General features: G+C 68.5%; 14 protein-coding genes. 10 read left to right on the top strand and 4 right to left on the bottom strand.

Features of this window, described 5'->3' with window-relative positions; translation table 11 throughout:
• Positions 1 to 2 precede the first annotated feature (2 nt).
• The 3 genes from AC5P53_RS05515 to AC5P53_RS05505 all read right to left on the bottom strand — a co-directional run bounded on the left by AC5P53_RS05515 (position 3) and on the right by AC5P53_RS05505 (position 4063).
• Positions 3 to 578, bottom strand: coding sequence for an LPS-assembly lipoprotein LptE (locus tag AC5P53_RS05515; RefSeq protein WP_041863673.1), 576 nt, complete (start codon positions 576 to 578; stop codon positions 3 to 5).
• Positions 579 to 715: 137 nt separating this feature from the next.
• Entirely contained in the window at positions 716 to 3358 is a 2643-nt protein-coding gene (leuS, locus tag AC5P53_RS05510; RefSeq protein WP_049442503.1) for a leucine--tRNA ligase, read from the bottom strand.
• Between the two features lie 105 nt (positions 3359 to 3463).
• The gene (locus AC5P53_RS05505) at positions 3464 to 4063 is read right to left on the bottom strand and encodes a DUF998 domain-containing protein (protein ID WP_046431876.1); all 600 of its coding nucleotides are present in this window, start codon (positions 4061 to 4063) and stop codon (positions 3464 to 3466) included.
• 323 nt (positions 4064 to 4386) lie between these two features.
• On the opposite strand from AC5P53_RS05505, the gene trxA reads away from it, so the two are divergent.
• The 5 genes from trxA to AC5P53_RS05480 all read left to right on the top strand — a co-directional run bounded on the left by trxA (position 4387) and on the right by AC5P53_RS05480 (position 9958).
• A complete protein-coding gene (trxA, locus tag AC5P53_RS05500) occupies positions 4387 to 5244 on the top strand; it encodes a thioredoxin (RefSeq protein ID WP_014038035.1) in 858 nt (285 codons plus the stop codon).
• 107 nt (positions 5245 to 5351) lie between these two features.
• Positions 5352 to 7052: a FecR family protein gene (locus AC5P53_RS05495; protein WP_069116171.1), complete on the top strand. Its 1701-nt coding sequence runs from the start codon at positions 5352 to 5354 to the stop codon at positions 7050 to 7052.
• Positions 7049 to 8674 (top strand): CHASE2 domain-containing protein, encoded by a 1626-nt coding sequence (locus AC5P53_RS05490; RefSeq protein ID WP_241887554.1) that lies wholly within the window; start codon positions 7049 to 7051, stop codon positions 8672 to 8674. Before AC5P53_RS05495 ends, AC5P53_RS05490 begins: the two co-directional genes overlap by 4 nt.
• 67 nt (positions 8675 to 8741) lie before the next feature.
• Positions 8742 to 9194 carry a DUF4442 domain-containing protein gene (locus tag AC5P53_RS05485; RefSeq protein ID WP_111206953.1) on the top strand — a complete coding sequence of 151 codons (453 nt, stop codon included), beginning with the start codon at positions 8742 to 8744 and terminating at the stop codon, positions 9192 to 9194.
• A gap of 47 nt (positions 9195 to 9241) precedes the next feature.
• Positions 9242 to 9958, top strand: a complete 717-nt coding sequence (locus AC5P53_RS05480; RefSeq protein WP_111206954.1) for a hypothetical protein — start codon at positions 9242 to 9244, stop codon at positions 9956 to 9958.
• 8 nt (positions 9959 to 9966) lie between these two features.
• Here the strand turns inward: AC5P53_RS05480 and AC5P53_RS05475 are convergent, their stop codons facing one another.
• Positions 9967 to 11283: a hypothetical protein gene (locus AC5P53_RS05475; protein WP_241887555.1), complete on the bottom strand. Its 1317-nt coding sequence runs from the start codon at positions 11281 to 11283 to the stop codon at positions 9967 to 9969.
• A 76-nt stretch (positions 11284 to 11359) separates the two neighbouring features.
• On the opposite strand from AC5P53_RS05475, the gene AC5P53_RS05470 reads away from it, so the two are divergent.
• From AC5P53_RS05470 to gloA2, 5 genes are all read left to right on the top strand, one after another.
• A complete protein-coding gene (locus AC5P53_RS05470) occupies positions 11360 to 12043 on the top strand; it encodes a DUF502 domain-containing protein (protein ID WP_014647956.1) in 684 nt (227 codons plus the stop codon).
• Entirely contained in the window at positions 12040 to 12825 is a 786-nt protein-coding gene (locus AC5P53_RS05465; RefSeq protein WP_014038042.1) for a queuosine precursor transporter, read from the top strand. The genes AC5P53_RS05470 and AC5P53_RS05465 overlap by 4 nt, the downstream gene beginning before the upstream one ends.
• Positions 12826 to 12919: 94 nt before the next feature.
• Entirely contained in the window at positions 12920 to 14860 is a 1941-nt protein-coding gene (locus AC5P53_RS05460; protein ID WP_111207089.1) for a DUF885 domain-containing protein, read from the top strand.
• Positions 14861 to 14876: 16 nt separating this feature from the next.
• The gene (locus AC5P53_RS05455; RefSeq protein ID WP_241887556.1) at positions 14877 to 15947 is read left to right on the top strand and encodes a serine hydrolase domain-containing protein; all 1071 of its coding nucleotides are present in this window, start codon (positions 14877 to 14879) and stop codon (positions 15945 to 15947) included.
• A complete protein-coding gene (gene gloA2 / locus AC5P53_RS05450; protein ID WP_049404668.1) occupies positions 15944 to 16348 on the top strand; it encodes an SMU1112c/YaeR family gloxylase I-like metalloprotein in 405 nt (134 codons plus the stop codon). Before AC5P53_RS05455 ends, gloA2 begins: the two co-directional genes overlap by 4 nt.
• The last annotated feature ends 9 nt before the right edge of the window (positions 16349 to 16357 follow it).

The raw sequence follows: 16357 nt of genomic DNA, 5'->3' as shown, positions 1-16357 counted from the left end.
GCTCAGTGCTTGGCGTCGGCGGCCGGCACCGCACCCTCGATCGGCTTGGCCTTCGGCGCGGACAGGCTGCCGCCCTTCTCGATCTCGGCGCGGACCACGCTGTCGATACGGCGGATGATCGAGGCGGACATTTCCCGGCGCAGCTCCGTGGCCAGGATTTCGCGTTCGGTGGTGGTACCGGTGGCGTCGGTCGGCGGCGACACATAGTCGCGCGACAGTTCGATCACCTGCTGCGGCACCAGTTCGCTGCCATCCTCGCGACGGAAGATGAAGATCACCGCGTAGCGCAGGCTGTATTCCTGTGCGCGGCCCTGCGAGTCGATGGCGATCGGCAGGTCACCCCAGCGCTCGGACAGCACCTGCAGCTGGGCGTTGGGTCCCTTGCTGTCCTCATCGGCCAGCTTGGCACCGGAGGCCAGCAGGCTGCGGTTGAGCAGCTTGACCAGTTCACTGTACGGGGCGGTGGAGACCACCTTCACCGGGGCAGTGTCGGTCGGCAGCATCAGCTTGTTGCGCAGATGGAAACCGCAGCCGGCGAGGCCGAGGACAAGAACGAGGGCAAGCAGGATTCGGGTCATGGAGACAGTCTGGCGGAGCCGGGCGATCACGGCAACACACAGCGTGCCCGAAGCCGCGTGAATGCAGGGCCATCAGGCGCCCGGCCCTGCTCATGGAATGGCACCGGCCACCGCGCGGGTGACCGGTGCCGGGGACATCAGGCAGCGACGATGTTCACGATCTTGCCCGGGACGATGATGATCTTGCGCACCGTCAGGCCTTCCATGAACCTGGCCGCGTTGGGCTCGGCCAGGGCCAGCGCCTCGACCTGCTCGCGCGCGGCATCGGCCGCCACCTCGATGGTGCCACGCAGCTTGCCGTTGACCTGCACCGCCAGGGTCAGCGCATCGCGCACCAGCGCGCTGCTGTCGGCCTGCGGGAACGGCTGGTCTTCCAGCAGCGTCTCGCCATGACCCAGCACCTGCCACAGGGCGTGGCTGGCATGCGGGGTGATCGGGTTGAGCAGCAGCACGATCGCCTGCAGCGCTTCCTGGCGCACCGCGCGGCCCTGCTCGCTGCCATCCTCGAACTTGGCCAGCGCGTTCATCAGCTCCATCACCGCAGCGATCGCGGTATTGAAGCTGTGGCGGCGGCCATAGTCGTCACCGACCTTGCCGATGGTTTCATGGGTCTTGCGGCGCAGCGCCTTCTGGTTGGCATCCAGCGCCGCGATATCCAGTGCCGGGGCGGCACCGTCGGCAGCGTGCTTCTGCACCTGGGCCCAGAGGCGGCGCAGGAAGCGGGCCATGCCGTCCACGCCGGCTTCGTTCCACTCCAGCGACTGTTCCGGCGGTGCGGCGAACATCGAGAACAGGCGCACGGTATCGGCGCCGTACTTGCCGACCATCGCCTGCGGGTCCACGCCGTTGTTCTTCGACTTGGACATCTTCTCGGTACCACCGACCACCACCGGCTGGCCGTCGGCGATCAGGGTGGCGCCGGTGATGCGGCCGCGCTCGTCGCGCTGCACTTCCACGTCGGCCGGGTTGATCCAGTCCTTCGAGCCGTCCGGGTTCGGGCGGTAATAGGTTTCGGCGATCACCATGCCCTGGCACAGCAGGTTGCGCGCCGGTTCGTTGCTGTCCACCATTCGCGCGTCGCGCAGCAGCTTGTGGTAGAAGCGGAAATACATCAGGTGCAGGATCGCGTGCTCGATGCCACCGATGTACTGGTCCACCGGCAGCCAGTAGTTGCCGCGCTTGTCGACCGCATCACGGGCACCCGGCGAGGTGTAGCGGGCGTAGTACCAGCTCGACTCCATGAAGGTGTCGAAGGTGTCGGTCTCGCGCTCGGCCGCGCCGCCGCAATCCGGGCAGGTGGTCTTGCGCCATTCCGGGTCGGTCTTGATCGGCGAGCCGGTACCGGCGAAGGCCACGTCTTCCGGCAGCACCACCGGCAGCTGCTCTTCCGGCACCGGCACCGCGCCGCACTTGGCGCAGTAGATCACCGGAATCGGGCAGCCCCAGTAGCGCTGGCGGCTCACGCCCCAGTCGCGCAGGCGGTAGTTGACGCGGCGCTGGCCCTGGGCCTTGCGCTCGAAACGTTCGGCCAAGGCTTCAAAGGCGCCCTGGAAATCCAGGCCGTCGAACTCGGCCGAGTTCACCAGCTCGAAGGCACGGCTCTTGTCGCTGTACCAGTCCTGCCAGCGGCTACCGTCCCAGTTGCGCTCCTCTTCGGTGCGCGCATCCTTCAGCGCGATCACCTGCTTGATCGGCAGGCCGTACTTGTTGGCCACTTCGTTGTCGCGCTGGTCATGGCCCGGAACGGCCATCACCGCGCCGGTGCCGTAGCCCATCAGCACGAAGTTGGCGACCCACACCGGCACCGGCTCGCCGGTGACCGGATGCAGCGCGCGCAGGCCGGTGTCCATGCCGCGCTTTTCCTGGGTTTCCAGTTCAGCCTCGGACACGCCACCCTGCTTCAGGTCGGCCAGCATCGCCGCCAGCTCCGGGTTGTTCTTCGCCGCATGCAGCGCCAGCGGGTGCTCGGCGGCGATCGACACGAAGGTCACGCCCATCACCGTGTCCGGGCGGGTGGTGAACACGCGCAGCGGGTCCAGCGCGCTGCCATCGACATCGCGCACATCGAACTGGATCTCCAGGCCCTCGGAACGGCCGATCCAGTTGCGCTGCATGGTCTTGACCGATTCCGGCCAGCCGTCCAGCTCGTCCAGGCCGTCCAGCAGTTCCTGGGCGTAGTCGGTGATGCGCAGGAACCATTGCGGGATCTCGCGCTTCTCCACCAGCGCACCGGAGCGCCAGCCGCGGCCGTCGATGACCTGCTCGTTGGCCAGCACGGTCTGGTCGACCGGGTCCCAGTTCACCACCGCGTTGCGGCGGTAGGCCAAGCCCTTGCGCATCAGGCGGGTGAACATGCGCTGCTCGTGGACGTAATAGTCCGGACGGCAGGTGGCGAACTCGCGCGACCAGTCGATGGCATAGCCCAGCGACTTCAGCTGGCTGCGCATGTGGTCGATGTTCTTGTAGGTCCACGCCGCCGGCGCGGTCTTGTTCTTGATCGCAGCGTTTTCCGCCGGCAGGCCGAACGCGTCCCAGCCCATCGGCTGCAGCACGTTGTGGCCGGTCATGCGCTTGTAGCGGCTGATCACGTCGCCGATCGTGTAATTGCGCACGTGGCCCATGTGCAGCGCACCGGACGGGTACGGAAGCATCGACAGGCAGTAGTACTTCGGCTTGTCCGAAGTCTCGTCGACCTCGAAGGCACGGGTGGCGTCCCAGTACTGCTGGGCGGCGGATTCAACCTGCTGCGGGTCGTAGGCGTTGGTTTCAGCGCTGGTCATGGAACACGCGGATGCGGCGGCAAAGCGGTACAGCGTACCGCAGTGCGGCAAATGGCTCCAATCCTGCCTGCCGGACGCCGGCGCCGCGGCGCTCGGGGAGGCGTCTCAGCGCGGGCGCGACAGCGGCAGGGCCGCCGCCAGCCAGACCAGCCAGCAGGCGAACGCGAGCCGTTGTGCCATCGGCGCCGGCAGTGTGCCCTGCAGGGCGAACGCCGCCAGCGCGGCCAGCACGCCGCAGCCCAGGGCCACTGCGCCCGAGGCCCGGCCATGCGCCTGGCGCAGATGGGACACGCCCAGCAGCACGGTGCCGGCGACGAAACCCAGCACCCAGATCATCCAGGCGCTGGCATGCAGCTGGCTGGCGGGCCCATGCAGGTCATCCACGTCCAGTGGCAGCAGCCCCATCGCGGCAAAGGCCAGACCGGCCAGCAGCAGCATCTGGCTGCCGACCCGTGGCGCCCAGCCAGCAGTGGCCGGCAGACTGCGGCGCAGGCGTTCAGCCACCGCCACCGCCAGCACGCCGGGCAGCACGAAACCCAGCAGATTGAAGGCCAGCGCATGCGGTACACCGCGCGCACCCAGCAGCGCCACCGGGTGGCGAGCCTGGGCATAGCCGTCCAGGCCGGCACCGAAGCCGGCCACGGCCAGGACGAATACGACTGCCGCAAGCAGCCCCAACCAACGATCAAGCCGGACCACGGACATTGCGCGCAATCACCTGGAAAGGAATGGACCACGGCATTGTCGCGGCAGCGGCGCGATGCGCCAAGCGCGGCGCATTCCAGAGCACTTCAATATCCGCCTGCTGCGCCTACCGTGATGCTCGAGGCATGGCAGTTCCGCCCTGTCGCAAGCGCGCCTCCCCATCGAAGCCTGTCGCCTCCGGCTAGTGGGTGATCCACACGCTGCACTGCGCCCCTGCCGGCCCGCCAGCACCACTCGAGGGCGTACTCCGTGATGGCAGGGTTGAGACCGACATCGATCGTCACCATAGAATCGGTCTCCAGATGCCAAGCGATGCCTCCCCCATGACCGAGACGACCTACGTATTCGACGCCACCACTGCGACCTTCGAGGCCGAAGTCCTGCAGAAGTCGCTGCAGACGCCGGTGCTGGTCGACTTCTGGGCCACCTGGTGCGGGCCGTGCAAGACCCTGGGCCCGATGCTGGAAAAGCTGGCTGCCGAGTACAACGGCGCTTTCGAGCTGGCCAAGGTCGATGTCGACAAGGAACAGCAGATCGCGGCAGCCTTCCAGATCCGCTCGGTGCCCACCGTGTTCCTGGTCAAGGGCGGCCAGCTGGTGGACGGCTTCCCCGGCGCCATTCCGGAAGGCCAGCTGCGTGAATTCCTGGCCCAGCACGGCATCGTGCCGGCCGATGTCGGCGATGCCGCCCCTGAAGATGACGCCCCGCTGGACCCGCAGGCGCAGGTCGACGTACTGCGCGCGCAGATCGCCGCCGAGCCGGACAAGGATGAGCTGAAGCTCGACCTGGCCCTGGCCCTGCTGCAGATCGGCGGCGTGGACGAGGCCGGTACCCTGATCGATGGCCTGCCGGCCAATCTGGCCACCGACGACCGCGCCGTGCGCGCCCGTGCCCGCCTGGCCTTCGCCGCTGCGCTGAAGGATGCTCCGGCGGCCGAGGTGCTGGAGGCCCGCATCGCCGCTGATGGCAAGGATCTCAAGGCCCGCCACCTGCGCGGCGTGCAGCTGCTGCTGGGCGGGCATGACGAGGCCGCCCTGGCGCAGTTCCTGGAAATGCTGCGGATCGACCGTGGATTCGAGGAGGGCCTGCCACGCAAAGCCTTGATCGACGCCTTCAACGTGATCTCCGACGAGGACCTGGTGGGCCAGTACCGCCGCAGGATGGCGTCGCTGCTGTTCTGAACGGAAGCCCGCTCCGTTCAGAATCCCTGCACTGAACGCGGGCAATAATGCGCGCGCTGGCGGCCTTGCGGTCGCCACGATCCGTTCGGGGGGATGAGGTCGGGGCCATGGGGTCTTGCAGCTGCACCCCCGCATTGCCGGGATTGCAAACTGTGACCGTCGTCCGCTCTCTGTCGTTCGCCATGCGTTTAACGGGCGCCCTGCTCTGCGCCCTCCTCCTGCCGCCTGCCATCGCCGGCGCCCAGGACTGGAACTACCGGGTCCGGCCCGGCGACACCCTGTGGGACCTGGGTGGGCTGTACCTGAAACCCTCAGTACGCTGGCAGCAGCTGCAGCAGCACAACCGCATCGACAACCCCTACCAGTTGCCGCCGGGCCAGCTGCTGCGCTTCCCGATCAGCTGGCTGCGCACCGAACCGGCGCCGGCCCGGGTGCTGTCGGTGCGCGGCAAGGTCGAGCTGTCCGGTGCCGATGGCACGGCGACCCGTGCGCTCCAGGCCGGCGAGCAGCTGCATATCGGTGACACCGTGGAAACCGAGGGCGATTCCAGCATCACGCTGGAATTTGCCGATGCCTCGCGCCTGCAGCTGCGCGAATACTCGCGCCTGCGCCTGGACCAGCTCAGCCGCTATGGCCACACCGGCATGGTCGACACCCGCCTGCGCCTGCAGCAGGGGCGTGCCAGCAACCGGGTGACACCGGCGCGCGGCCCGGCCTCGCGCTACATCATCGATGCGCCCACCGCGACCAGCAGCGTGCGCGGCACGGTGTTCCGGGTCAGCGCCGGGGATACCGGGCACGTCGGCGCCACCGAGGTCCTGCAGGGCAAGGTGCAGGTCGGCAACCCCCATGGCCAGCGGCTGGTACGGCCGGGGCAGTCCACCCGCAGCAGCAGCGCCGATGCGGCCCCCGCCGCGGTCTCGGCCCTGCTGCCGGCGCCGGCGCTGCGCAATGACGCGCTGCGCCTGGCGCCGCTGCCGACCCTGCTTGCCTGGGAACCGGTCACTGGCGCCGATCACTACCGGGTGGAAGTGGTGCAGGCGGCAACGCCGGAGATCCTGCTGTTCGCCACCTCCACCGCCGACACCCGGTTGGCGATCGGCGACCTGCCGCCCGGCCAGCTGCGCCTGCTGTTGCGCGCGGTCGACGCACAGGGCGTCGAAGGCATGGATGCGAGCGCCGATTTCGAGCTCAGTGACCAGCCACCGCCGCCGCTGACCGTATCGCCGCTGCATGGGCAGACGATCAACAGCGACCGCCCGCGCTTCCGCTGGAGCCAGGCCCCCGGTGCACGCAGCAGCGTGCTGCAGATCGCCGCCGAACCCAGCTTCCGGCAGCCACTGCAGGAGCAGGCTACCCATGCGACCGACCTGCGCCTGGCGCAACCGCTGCCGCCCGGACAGTACTACTGGCGCGTGGCCTCGCGCGATGCCGAAGGCCACCAGGGCCGCTATGGCCAGGCGCTGCCGCTGCAGCTGAGCAACGAGCCGGTGGACCCGGCACTGCAACCGCCCGAGGCCGCGCACGGCGAGCTCACCCTGCGCTGGCAGGCCGGCAGCGAAGGCCAGCGCTACCGGGTGCAGGTGGATCGCCGCGGTGACTTCAAGGCCCCATTGATCGATGAAACCGTGGCCCAGCCGCAGGTGAGCTTCAAGCGCCCGTGGAGCGGCACGCTGCACGTGCGCGTGCAGTACATCGACGATGACGGCCACGCCGGCGAGTTCTCCCCTGCCCAGCAGATCCCGTTGCCATGCCGCCTGTGCTACGGCGCCGGTGGCGGTGCACTGCTGCTCTGGTTGTTGTTGTGAGGCGCTCGCCGCTGCCATGGTCGAAGCGGATCCTGCTGGCCCTGCTGGCCGGCGTGCTGACCATCGTGGCCAGCCAGGGCCAATGGCTGTGGCGGCAGGACGAGGCGGCCTATGACGCACTGGTCGGCAACTGGGACTACCGCCCCGACCCCAGCGTGCTGATCGTGGCCATCGACGAAGGCAGCCTGCAGCGTATCGGCCAGTGGCCCTGGCCGCGCTCGGTGCATGCCCGCCTGCTGGACCGCCTGACCGATGCCGGCGCCGAACGCGTTGCGCTGGACCTGATGCTGTCCGAACCCGACCGTCGCGACAGCCGCCAGGATGATGAGCTGGCGGCCGCGATCCGACGCAACGGCCGGGTGGTGCTGCCGGTGCTGGCGGCACCGGCGGCCGGCGACCGCATGGCCGAGGAAATGCTGCCGATCCCGCAGATCGCCGCCAGTGCCGCCGCGATCGGCCACACCGATGTCGAGGTGGATGGGGACGGCGTCGCCCGCGGCGTCTATCTGCACGCTGGTATCGGACGGCCGCACTGGCCGGCACTGGGCCTGGCACTGGCCGACCTGCCGGCGGGTGCGGTACGCGGCCTGCCCGACCCCGACCCGGCGCTGGGCTCGCCCTATCAATGGCGTCGCGATGATTACGTGCGCGTGCGCTACGCCGGCCCGCCCGAGCGGCTGCCGCAGGTGTCCTATGCGGACGTGCTCGATGGGCACGTGGATGGAGCGATGCTGCATGGCCGCCGCATCGTGGTCGGGATGACGGCCAGCGGCATCGCGCCTCGCCTGCTGACCCCGACCACCCGCGAGTTCTGGATGAGCGGCAGCGAGTACCAGGCCAACATCACCTCGATGCTGCTGCAGCACAAGCAGATCGACGTGCTGCCGCACGCCTGGCAGCACGCCATCAGTGGCGTGCTGGTGGCGCTGTGCGTGATCCTGCTCGGCCTGCGCCTGCCGTGGCTGGTCGCGCTGTGTTCGCTGCCGATGCCGCCGCTGCTGAGCTGGCTGCTGCTGCGCACCGGTGACCTGTGGTGGGCACCGGCCAGCGCGATGCTGGGCGTGGTGCTGGCACTGCTGGTCTGGGCGGTGTGGCGGATCTCGGCCTGGCACCGCCTGGCCAACCGCGATGCCCTCACCGGCCTGGGCAACCGCCTGCGCTTCGAGCAGTCACTGCAGCAGGAATGCGACGCCGCGCGGCGCAGTGGCAAGCCATTGAGCCTGGCGCTGATCGACGTCGACCACTTCAAGCGCCACAACGACCGCCATGGCCACCAGGTCGGTGACCGCGTGCTGCGTGATGTCGCCCGCCTGATCGGCGCCCATGCGCGCCGCCCGCGCGACATGGCGGCGCGCTACGGTGGCGACGAATTCGCACTGGTGCTGCCGGATACGCCGGCCGAGGGCGCGCGCCGGGTGATCGAGGACCTGATTGCCTGCGTGCGTGCACTGCCGGCGCCGGGCGATGGCAGCGATGACGGCGTCACGCTCACCATCGGGGTATTCACCCGCGTGCCCGAAGGTGACCTGCAACCGCACCATTTCGTGGAAGGCGCCGACACCGCCCTGTACCAGGCCAAGGCCAACGGCCGCGACGGGTTCATGATCGACGGCGGGACGTGACTCCCGGGGTGCAACATACGCATGCGAATGGTTAGACTGGGCACCTCGCCCCGCGCCCCGGACCCGCATGAACGCCCGCCTGTTCCGCTTCGGCATCAACCTCTGGCCGCCGTTCCTGTTCACCGGCATCCACGTCACCCGGATCACGTCCGATTACCGGCAGATCGACGTGGCACTGCGACTGCGGCCGTGGAACCGCAATTACGTGGGCACGCATTTCGGCGGCAGCCTGTTCGCGATGACCGATCCATTCTGGATGCTGGGCCTGCTGCACATCCTCGGCCGTGACTATTACGTGTGGGACCGGGCCGGTGCGATCGATTTCCTCAAGCCTGGCCGGGGCACGGTGCGCACTTCGTTCCGCATCGATGATGCACTGCTGGCCGAACTGCGTGCCGAAGCGGCCGGCGGCGAAAAGGTGCTGCGCTGGTTCAGCAACGATGTCGTCGACGAAAGCGGCGAAGTGGTCGCCCAGGTACGCAAGCAGGTGTACCTGCGGTTGAAGCCGCACGCACGCTGATCCAGCACGCGCGCGCTATCCTCGGCCTCCCTGCCATGGAGGCTCCGATGCGCCCGTATGCGCTTGCCACACTGCTGACCCTGCTGTCCTTCACCACCCACGCCCTCGACCTGCCACCGGTGCAGTATCCGACGCTGCCGGCCCAGGCGGCCAATGCCGCCGGTTTCGTCCCCCAGGGCTGGGCACTTGAATCGAGCGTCGAAGGCGATCTCGACCAGGATGGCCGCGCGGACCTGGTGCTGGTGCTGCGTCAGCAGGCGCCACGCAACGTCATCGAGCACGATGGCTTGGGTCCCTCGCCGTACGACAGCAACCCGCGCATTCTCGCCGTGGCGTGGTCGCGCCCGTCCGGCTATGTGCTGGCGGTGCAGGACCACCAGCTGATACCACGCCCGGACAATCCGGTGATGAGCGACCCGCTCGAAGACGGCGGCGTCAGCATCCAGCGGGGCACCCTGAAGGTCGCACTGTTTTCATTCGCCAGCGCGGGCAGCTGGTCAATGGGCACGACCGCCTTTACCTTCCGTTGGCAGGACGATGCCTTTGCGCTGATCGGCTACGACCAGAATTCGGTGATGCGCAATTCCGGGCAGACCGAGTCGGTGAGCGTGAACTTCTCCACCGGCAGGGTAAAGCGGAGCGAAGGCAGCATCGAGGACGACAAGGACAGCGTGCACTGGGAGCCCCTGCACAGCCGCCGCCGCTGGACGCTGCAGACCATCGGTGATGGCTGGGCATTCGATCCGCTGGCGGGCAGCGACTGAGACGCTGCTCAGTCGCGCGCAGCAGCGGCCGGGGCGTTCTCCATCACCAGCGGCACCGACAGCCATGGGCTCTCGTCGGTGCTGCGCGACGGTGAACGCCGCGGCACCTGCAGACGGCGGCCATCGGCCGACAGCTGCGGTGCCCGCACCGGCGAGCGGAACTGCGCAGGCAGGCGCTGCAGCGCATCCACCGGATCCTGCGCCTGCTGCCTCAGCCAGCGCTGCGCGCCGATCAGCCGCACCATCGCGGCGGCATCCTGGGTCCGTGACGAATAGGCCGGATAGACCGGGCGGGCAATATCGGTCAGCACGCACCCCAGGATGTTCGACAGGCAGCCAAAGTCATGCTGCGGCGGTGCCGGCACCGGCAGCGGGCGATCCGCTTCCAGCGCCGCCATCGCCGCAGCGCCGCAGGCCCAGCCCAGATTGCCCGCCGCGCGCGCCAGGGTACTGCTGCGATCCAGTACCAGCACCCCGCCGAATTCCTGCGCCGAGGTTTCGATCGCAGCCCGGCTCATCGCGTACTCACCCTGCATCGCACGGCACAGGCTCTGTTCGGCGGCCAGCATCGGCTGCATTGCCTGGTCGCATTCCGCTGGCAACGGATGGTCGGCCGGCAGTTCGACCAGCATGTCGGCCAGCAGGTGGGCATTGGCCTGCACCAGGCTGGCACCGATGATGCTCTCCACCAGGTAACTGCCGCCCGTCACCAGCCGCCGGCCCAGCTGAAGCCCCCTGCAACTGCCACGCAGCGCACCGTCGATATCGCCCTGCACATAGGCCAGCGCGCGTGCGCTGGTGGCATCGATCATCAGGCCATAGGTCGGCATCGGCACCAGGATGCCGTCGCCCTTGGGCCGGAATGGCGACACGAAGTGGTCCGCATCGGCCAGCTGGTCCAGGCGAGCATGCAGCTGCTGGTGGCCAGCGTGGGCATCGACGAAGCGCTGCGGATCGGCGCGCACCTGGCCCAGGCAGTCACTGGCGGTCGGTCCGCAGCTGGCCGCCGGTCGCGATCGCAGCGCGTCATGGTCCTCCGCCAGCTGCGGTCCGGCGCCGCCATTGCCGCGCGGATCGGCCTCCCAACGCTGCACGTCGCGGGCCAGGGCCTGTTCGCGCTGGCGCGCGTCCAGATCGTCGAACGCGAGCGTCCACAGCAGCGCAAAACCGTTGTGGCCGTGGACGGGCAGGCGGGCCTGCAGGCGCTGCTGGGCCTGTCGCCGCGATTCCGGCACCGGCCACATGCGCGAGGCGCACCACACCACGATGGCCAGCACCAGAAGGCCGGCCAGGGTCCAACCCGGCCCGCGCAGAATCTTCAACACAGCTTCCCTTCCATGTGCCGTTGCCGCGGTCGATTGCCCAGCGTAATCGAGCGGCCGTGAACGCTACAATGCGCACATGTCGCTCGAAGCCCCCGCCCTGGTCCCCCGCCCCTCCCTGCAGCGCCTGTTCCTGACCGGCCTGCTGACCCTGCTGCCGATCTGGCTGACCTGGGTCGTGGTCAAGTTCGTGTTCGTGCTGCTGTCGGGCATTTCCAGCCCGTTGGTGGTGCCACTTTCCGAGCAGATCGCGACAAGCTTTCCGCACTACCTCGGCTGGGTCCGGGCCGAGTGGATCCAGAACACCATCGCCCTGCTGGCCACCCTGCTGGTGATCCTGGCGGTGGGCGTGGCCAGCCGCCGCGTGCTGGGCCAGCGCCTGCTGCGCTGGGTCGGCGCGGTCATCAAGCGCATTCCGCTGGCCAGCATCATCTACGACAGCGCCAAGAAGCTGCTGGACATGCTGCAGACCGAACCGGGCAGCACCCAGCGCGTGGTGCTGATCGACTTCCCGCACCGCGACATGAAGTCGGTCGGGCTGGTCACCCGCGTGATCAAGGAACACGGCACCGACCGTGAACTGGCCGCGGTGTACGTGCCCACCACGCCGAACCCGACTTCGGGTTACCTGGAAATCGTGCCGGTGGAACTGCTGACCCCGACCGACTGGACCGTCGACCAGGCCATGAGCTTCATCATTTCCGGCGGCGCCGTCGCGCCGTCCAGCGTTCCGTTCACGCGCGCCGGCGATCGCAGCGAATGACCGCGGCGCCGATCGAGCGCCCGTTGCAGGACCGCGCGGTCCTGCTGTTCATCGTGCTGGCTGCGTTCTTCTGCGGCAATGCAGTGCTGGCCGAACTGATCGGGGTGAAGATCTTCGCGCTGGAAGACACCCTCGGCATCGATCCGCTGAACTGGAACCTGTTCGGCCAGACCGGTTCGCTCAGCTTCACCGCCGGCACCCTGCTATGGCCGGTGGTGTTCATCATGACCGACACCATCAACGAGTTCTTCGGCAAGCGCGGCGTGCGCTTCATCTCGTGGCTGGCCGTGGTCCTGATCGCCTATGGCTTCCTGTTCGCCTTCGCGGCGATCTCGCTGGCGCCGGCCAGCTGGTGGGTCACCTCCATGGACGGGCACGGCGTGCCGGACTACCAGGCCGCATTTGCAGCGGTGTTCGGCCAGGGCATGTGGACCATCGCCGGTTCACTGGTGGCCTTCCTGCTCGGCCAGCTGATCGACGTGGCGGTGTTCCATCGCATCCGCCAGGCCACCGGCGAGCGCCACGTGTGGCTGCGTGCGACCGGGTCCACCGCGATCTCGCAGGTGGTGGACAGCTTCGTGGTGATCTGGATCGCCTTCGTGCTCGGCCCGCAGCACTGGCCGACCTCGCTGTTCCTGGCCGTCAGCAGCGTCAACTACATCTACAAGATGGGCTTTGCAATTGCCCTGATTCCGCTGCTGTACCTGATGCGGCGTGCGATCACCCGCTATCTGGGCGCAGACAGGGCCGCTGCGCTGCGCGCGGCGGCGGCGGCTGACTGAAGCCCCAGCGGCGGCAAGCTGACTGCGCCTTCACGCTGGCCGTACGCGGCCGGATCGTGCAAGCTCCACGGTCTGTGTTCCACGGAAGCTCCTGATGCCGCATCCCACCCGCGCCCTGGCCGCCGCCATCGCCGCGTTGTTCCTGTTCAGTGCCGTGCCGTCGGCCGAAGCAGCGAAAAAGAAGGCCAGCCGCCCTGCCGCCGCGCAGACCCGCCAGGCTGCCAAGCCCAAGGCCAGGCCCGCCCGCGCCACCGCACCGGCGCGTGGCAGCTCGGCACGCCGCGCCGCGCCGCGTCCGGTCGCGCCGGCCCGTGCCGTACCCAAGCAGGTACAGCTGGAGCGCCTGTACGACGAGTACTGGGATGCCTCGATGCGGTTGAACCCGCTGCAGGCCACCTTCCAGGGCGAATCCCGCTACAACGACCAGCTGCCCAACATCCTGTCCGCCGCCTGGCGCCAGCAGTCGCACGACTTCACCACGCAATGGCTGGGCAAGGTCGAGAAGCTCGGCAGTGATGGCCTGCAGGGCCAGGACCTGCTCAGCTACGAGATCTTCGTGCGCGACGCACGCGCCTCGCTGGCCGCCGAGCGCTACCCGAGCTGGATGATGCCGATCAGCCAGTACTACAACATCGGCAGCATCATGGCGATCCTCGGTGCCGGTGCCGGCGCGCAGCCATTCAACACCGTGCAGGACTACGACACCTGGTCGCGCCGTTCGCTGGGCATTCCCGAACTGTTCGACCAGGCCATCGACAACATGCGCCAAGGCATGAAGGCCGGCGTGGTACAGCCGCGCGACCTGATGGAAAAAGTGCTGCCGCAACTGGATGCGGTGATCAAGCCGACCGCCGAAGAGAGCATCTTCTGGTCGCCGATCCGCACCATGCCCAACACCATCCCGGCCGAGGACAAGGCGCGCATCAGCGCCGAGTACAAGCGCATGATCGAACTGCGCATCATGCCGGCCTATCGCGCCCTGCGCGGCTTCATCGCCACCGAATACCTGCCGGCCACGCGCGCCAGCAGCGGCCTGGGCGCACTGCCCGATGGCCAGGCCTGGTACGCCAGCCTGATCGTGCAGACCACCGCCAGCGACCAGACCGCCGCGCAGCTGCACGCGCTGGGCGAACAACGCGTGCAGGAACTGCAGGCGCAGATCGCCACGGTGATGAAGGATGCCAAGCTGCGCGGCACCCCCACCAAGCTGCTGCGCAGCATGCGCAACGACCGCCAGTTCCAGTACGGCGATGCCAATGCGCTGATCAACCGTTACCGCCAGGTGCAGCAGCAGGTCAACGCACGCCTGCCGCAGGTGCTGGATACCTTGCCCAAGGCGCCGCTGGACGTACGCGCGGTGGAACCGGAGCGTGCGCTCACCGCCGCTGCCGCTGCCTACCAGCCAGCACTGCCCGGGCAATCCGCGGTGCTGTACGTGAACACCCGCGACCTGCCCGGCCGCAAGCGCTGGACCGTGCCGGTGCAGTACCTGCATGAAGCGATCCCCGGCCACCACGTGCAGCTGGGCCTGCAACAGGAGCTGGCCAAGCTGCCGCGCTTCCGCCGCCTCGGTGGCGATCTCGCCTTCGTCGAAGGCTGGGGCCTGTACGCCGAAACGCTGGGCGAGGACCTGGGCATCTACACCGATCCCTACGACCGCATCGGCTACCTGTACTCGCGCCTGCTGCGCGCCGCCCGCGTGGTGGCCGATACCGGCGTGAATGCCCAGGGCTGGAGCAAGCAGCAGGCTGTCACCTACCTGCAGAAGACCGTGGACATGAGCAGCGACGATGCCAACGCCGAAGTCGAGCGGGTCATGGCCCAGCCTGGCCAGGCACTGTCGAACGTGGCCGGCCTGACCACCATTGTCGCCCTGCGCGACAAGGCCAGAGCGCGCCAGGGCGCCGCCTTCGACCTGCGCCGCTTCCACGCCGAACTGCTGAAGGACGGCTCGATGCCGCTGGACGTGCTGGACCGCAAGATGGAACGCTGGATGGCCCAGCCGGCCAGCGCCACGCCCGCCCCGTCACCCTGAGCCTTCCGGAGCCGCCATGCGTCCTGCCGTCGCCCTGTTCGCCGCCGTGCTGGGCCTGCTGCCGCTGGCCACCGTTGCCGCACCGGTGCTGGCCCCACCGGATGCGGGCATCGACGGCCTGATGCAGGCCTACGACGGCCAGGTGCCCGGCGCCGCCGTACTGGTGCTGCATGACGGCAAACCGGTATTCCGGCGCGGCTATGGCCTGGCGGTGGTGGAGGACGGCACGGCGGTCACCGCGGCCAGCAACTTCCGGCTGGCCTCGGTCAGCAAGCAGTTCACCGCTGCGGCGGTGCTGCTGCTGGTGGAAGATGGCCGGCTCGGGCTGGACCAACCTGCCCGGCAATGGCTGCCCGAACTGCCCCCGGCTGCGGCCGCCATCACCATCCGCCAGCTGCTCTCGCATACCGGTGGCCTGCCCGACTACGAAGACCTGATGGACCCGGCTGATGCTCGGCAGGTGCATGACGCCGATGTGCTGACCCTGCTGTCGCGCCAGGACCGGCTGAACTTCGCGCCCGGCACGCAGTACCACTACAGCAACAGCGGCTATGCGCTGCTGGCACTGATCGTCGGCCGCGCCTCCGGCCAGGATTTCGCAGCCTTCCTGCAACAGCGCATCTTCCGCCCGCTGGGCATGGCCCACACCGTGGCCCATCAGGACGGCATCGATACCATCGCCGCACGCGCCTATGGCTACAGCTGGATCGATGGCCGTTGGCAGCGCACCGACCAGAGCACCACCAGCGCCGTGCTCGGCGATGGCGGCATCTATTCCTCGCTGGACGACCTGGCCCGCTGGGATGCGGCGCTGTACGACGACCGCCTGCTGTCGAAGGCCTTGCGCCGCGCGATGTTCAGCCCCGCCACATCGACGCCCGAACCGGATGTACCGCACTACGGGTTCGGCTGGCGGCTGAATGGCCCCGTGCAATGGCACAGCGGCGAGAGCATCGGCTTCCGCAACGTGATCGTGCGCCACCCGGAAAAACACCTGACCGTGATCGTTCTGACCAACCGCAACGACCCCGAACCCTATCCGCTGGCGCTGAAGATCGCCCAGCGCTGGCTGGACACCCTGCAATGACCGCCGATTCCGGTGCCCTGCTGGGCATCCACCACGCCGCACTGATCTGCAGCGACTACGCACGTTCAAAAGACTTCTACGTGCGCATCCTCGGCCTGCGCGTGCTGGCCGAGAACCACCGCGCCGCGCGCGATTCCTGGAAGCTGGACCTGGCCCTGCCCGACGGCGGCCAGCTGGAACTGTTCTCCTTCCCCTCGCCGCCGCCCCGTCCCAGCCGCCCGGAAGCCCAGGGCCTGCGCCACCTCGCGTTCCGGGTGACTGCACTGGAACCCTTCATCCAGCGCCTGGCCGCGCATGGTGTCGCCTGCGAACCGATCCGCGTGGACGAGTACACCGGACGCCGCTTCACCTTCTTCGCCGACCCCGACGACCTTCCGCTGGAGTTGTACGAAGTCGGTTGACGTCCCCGG

The sequence above is a fragment of the Stenotrophomonas sp. YJH_SMC_82 genome, from assembly GCF_059368875.1.
Note: the sequence above shows the minus strand (reverse complement) of the source record. Positions and strands in the feature narration are given on the sequence as shown.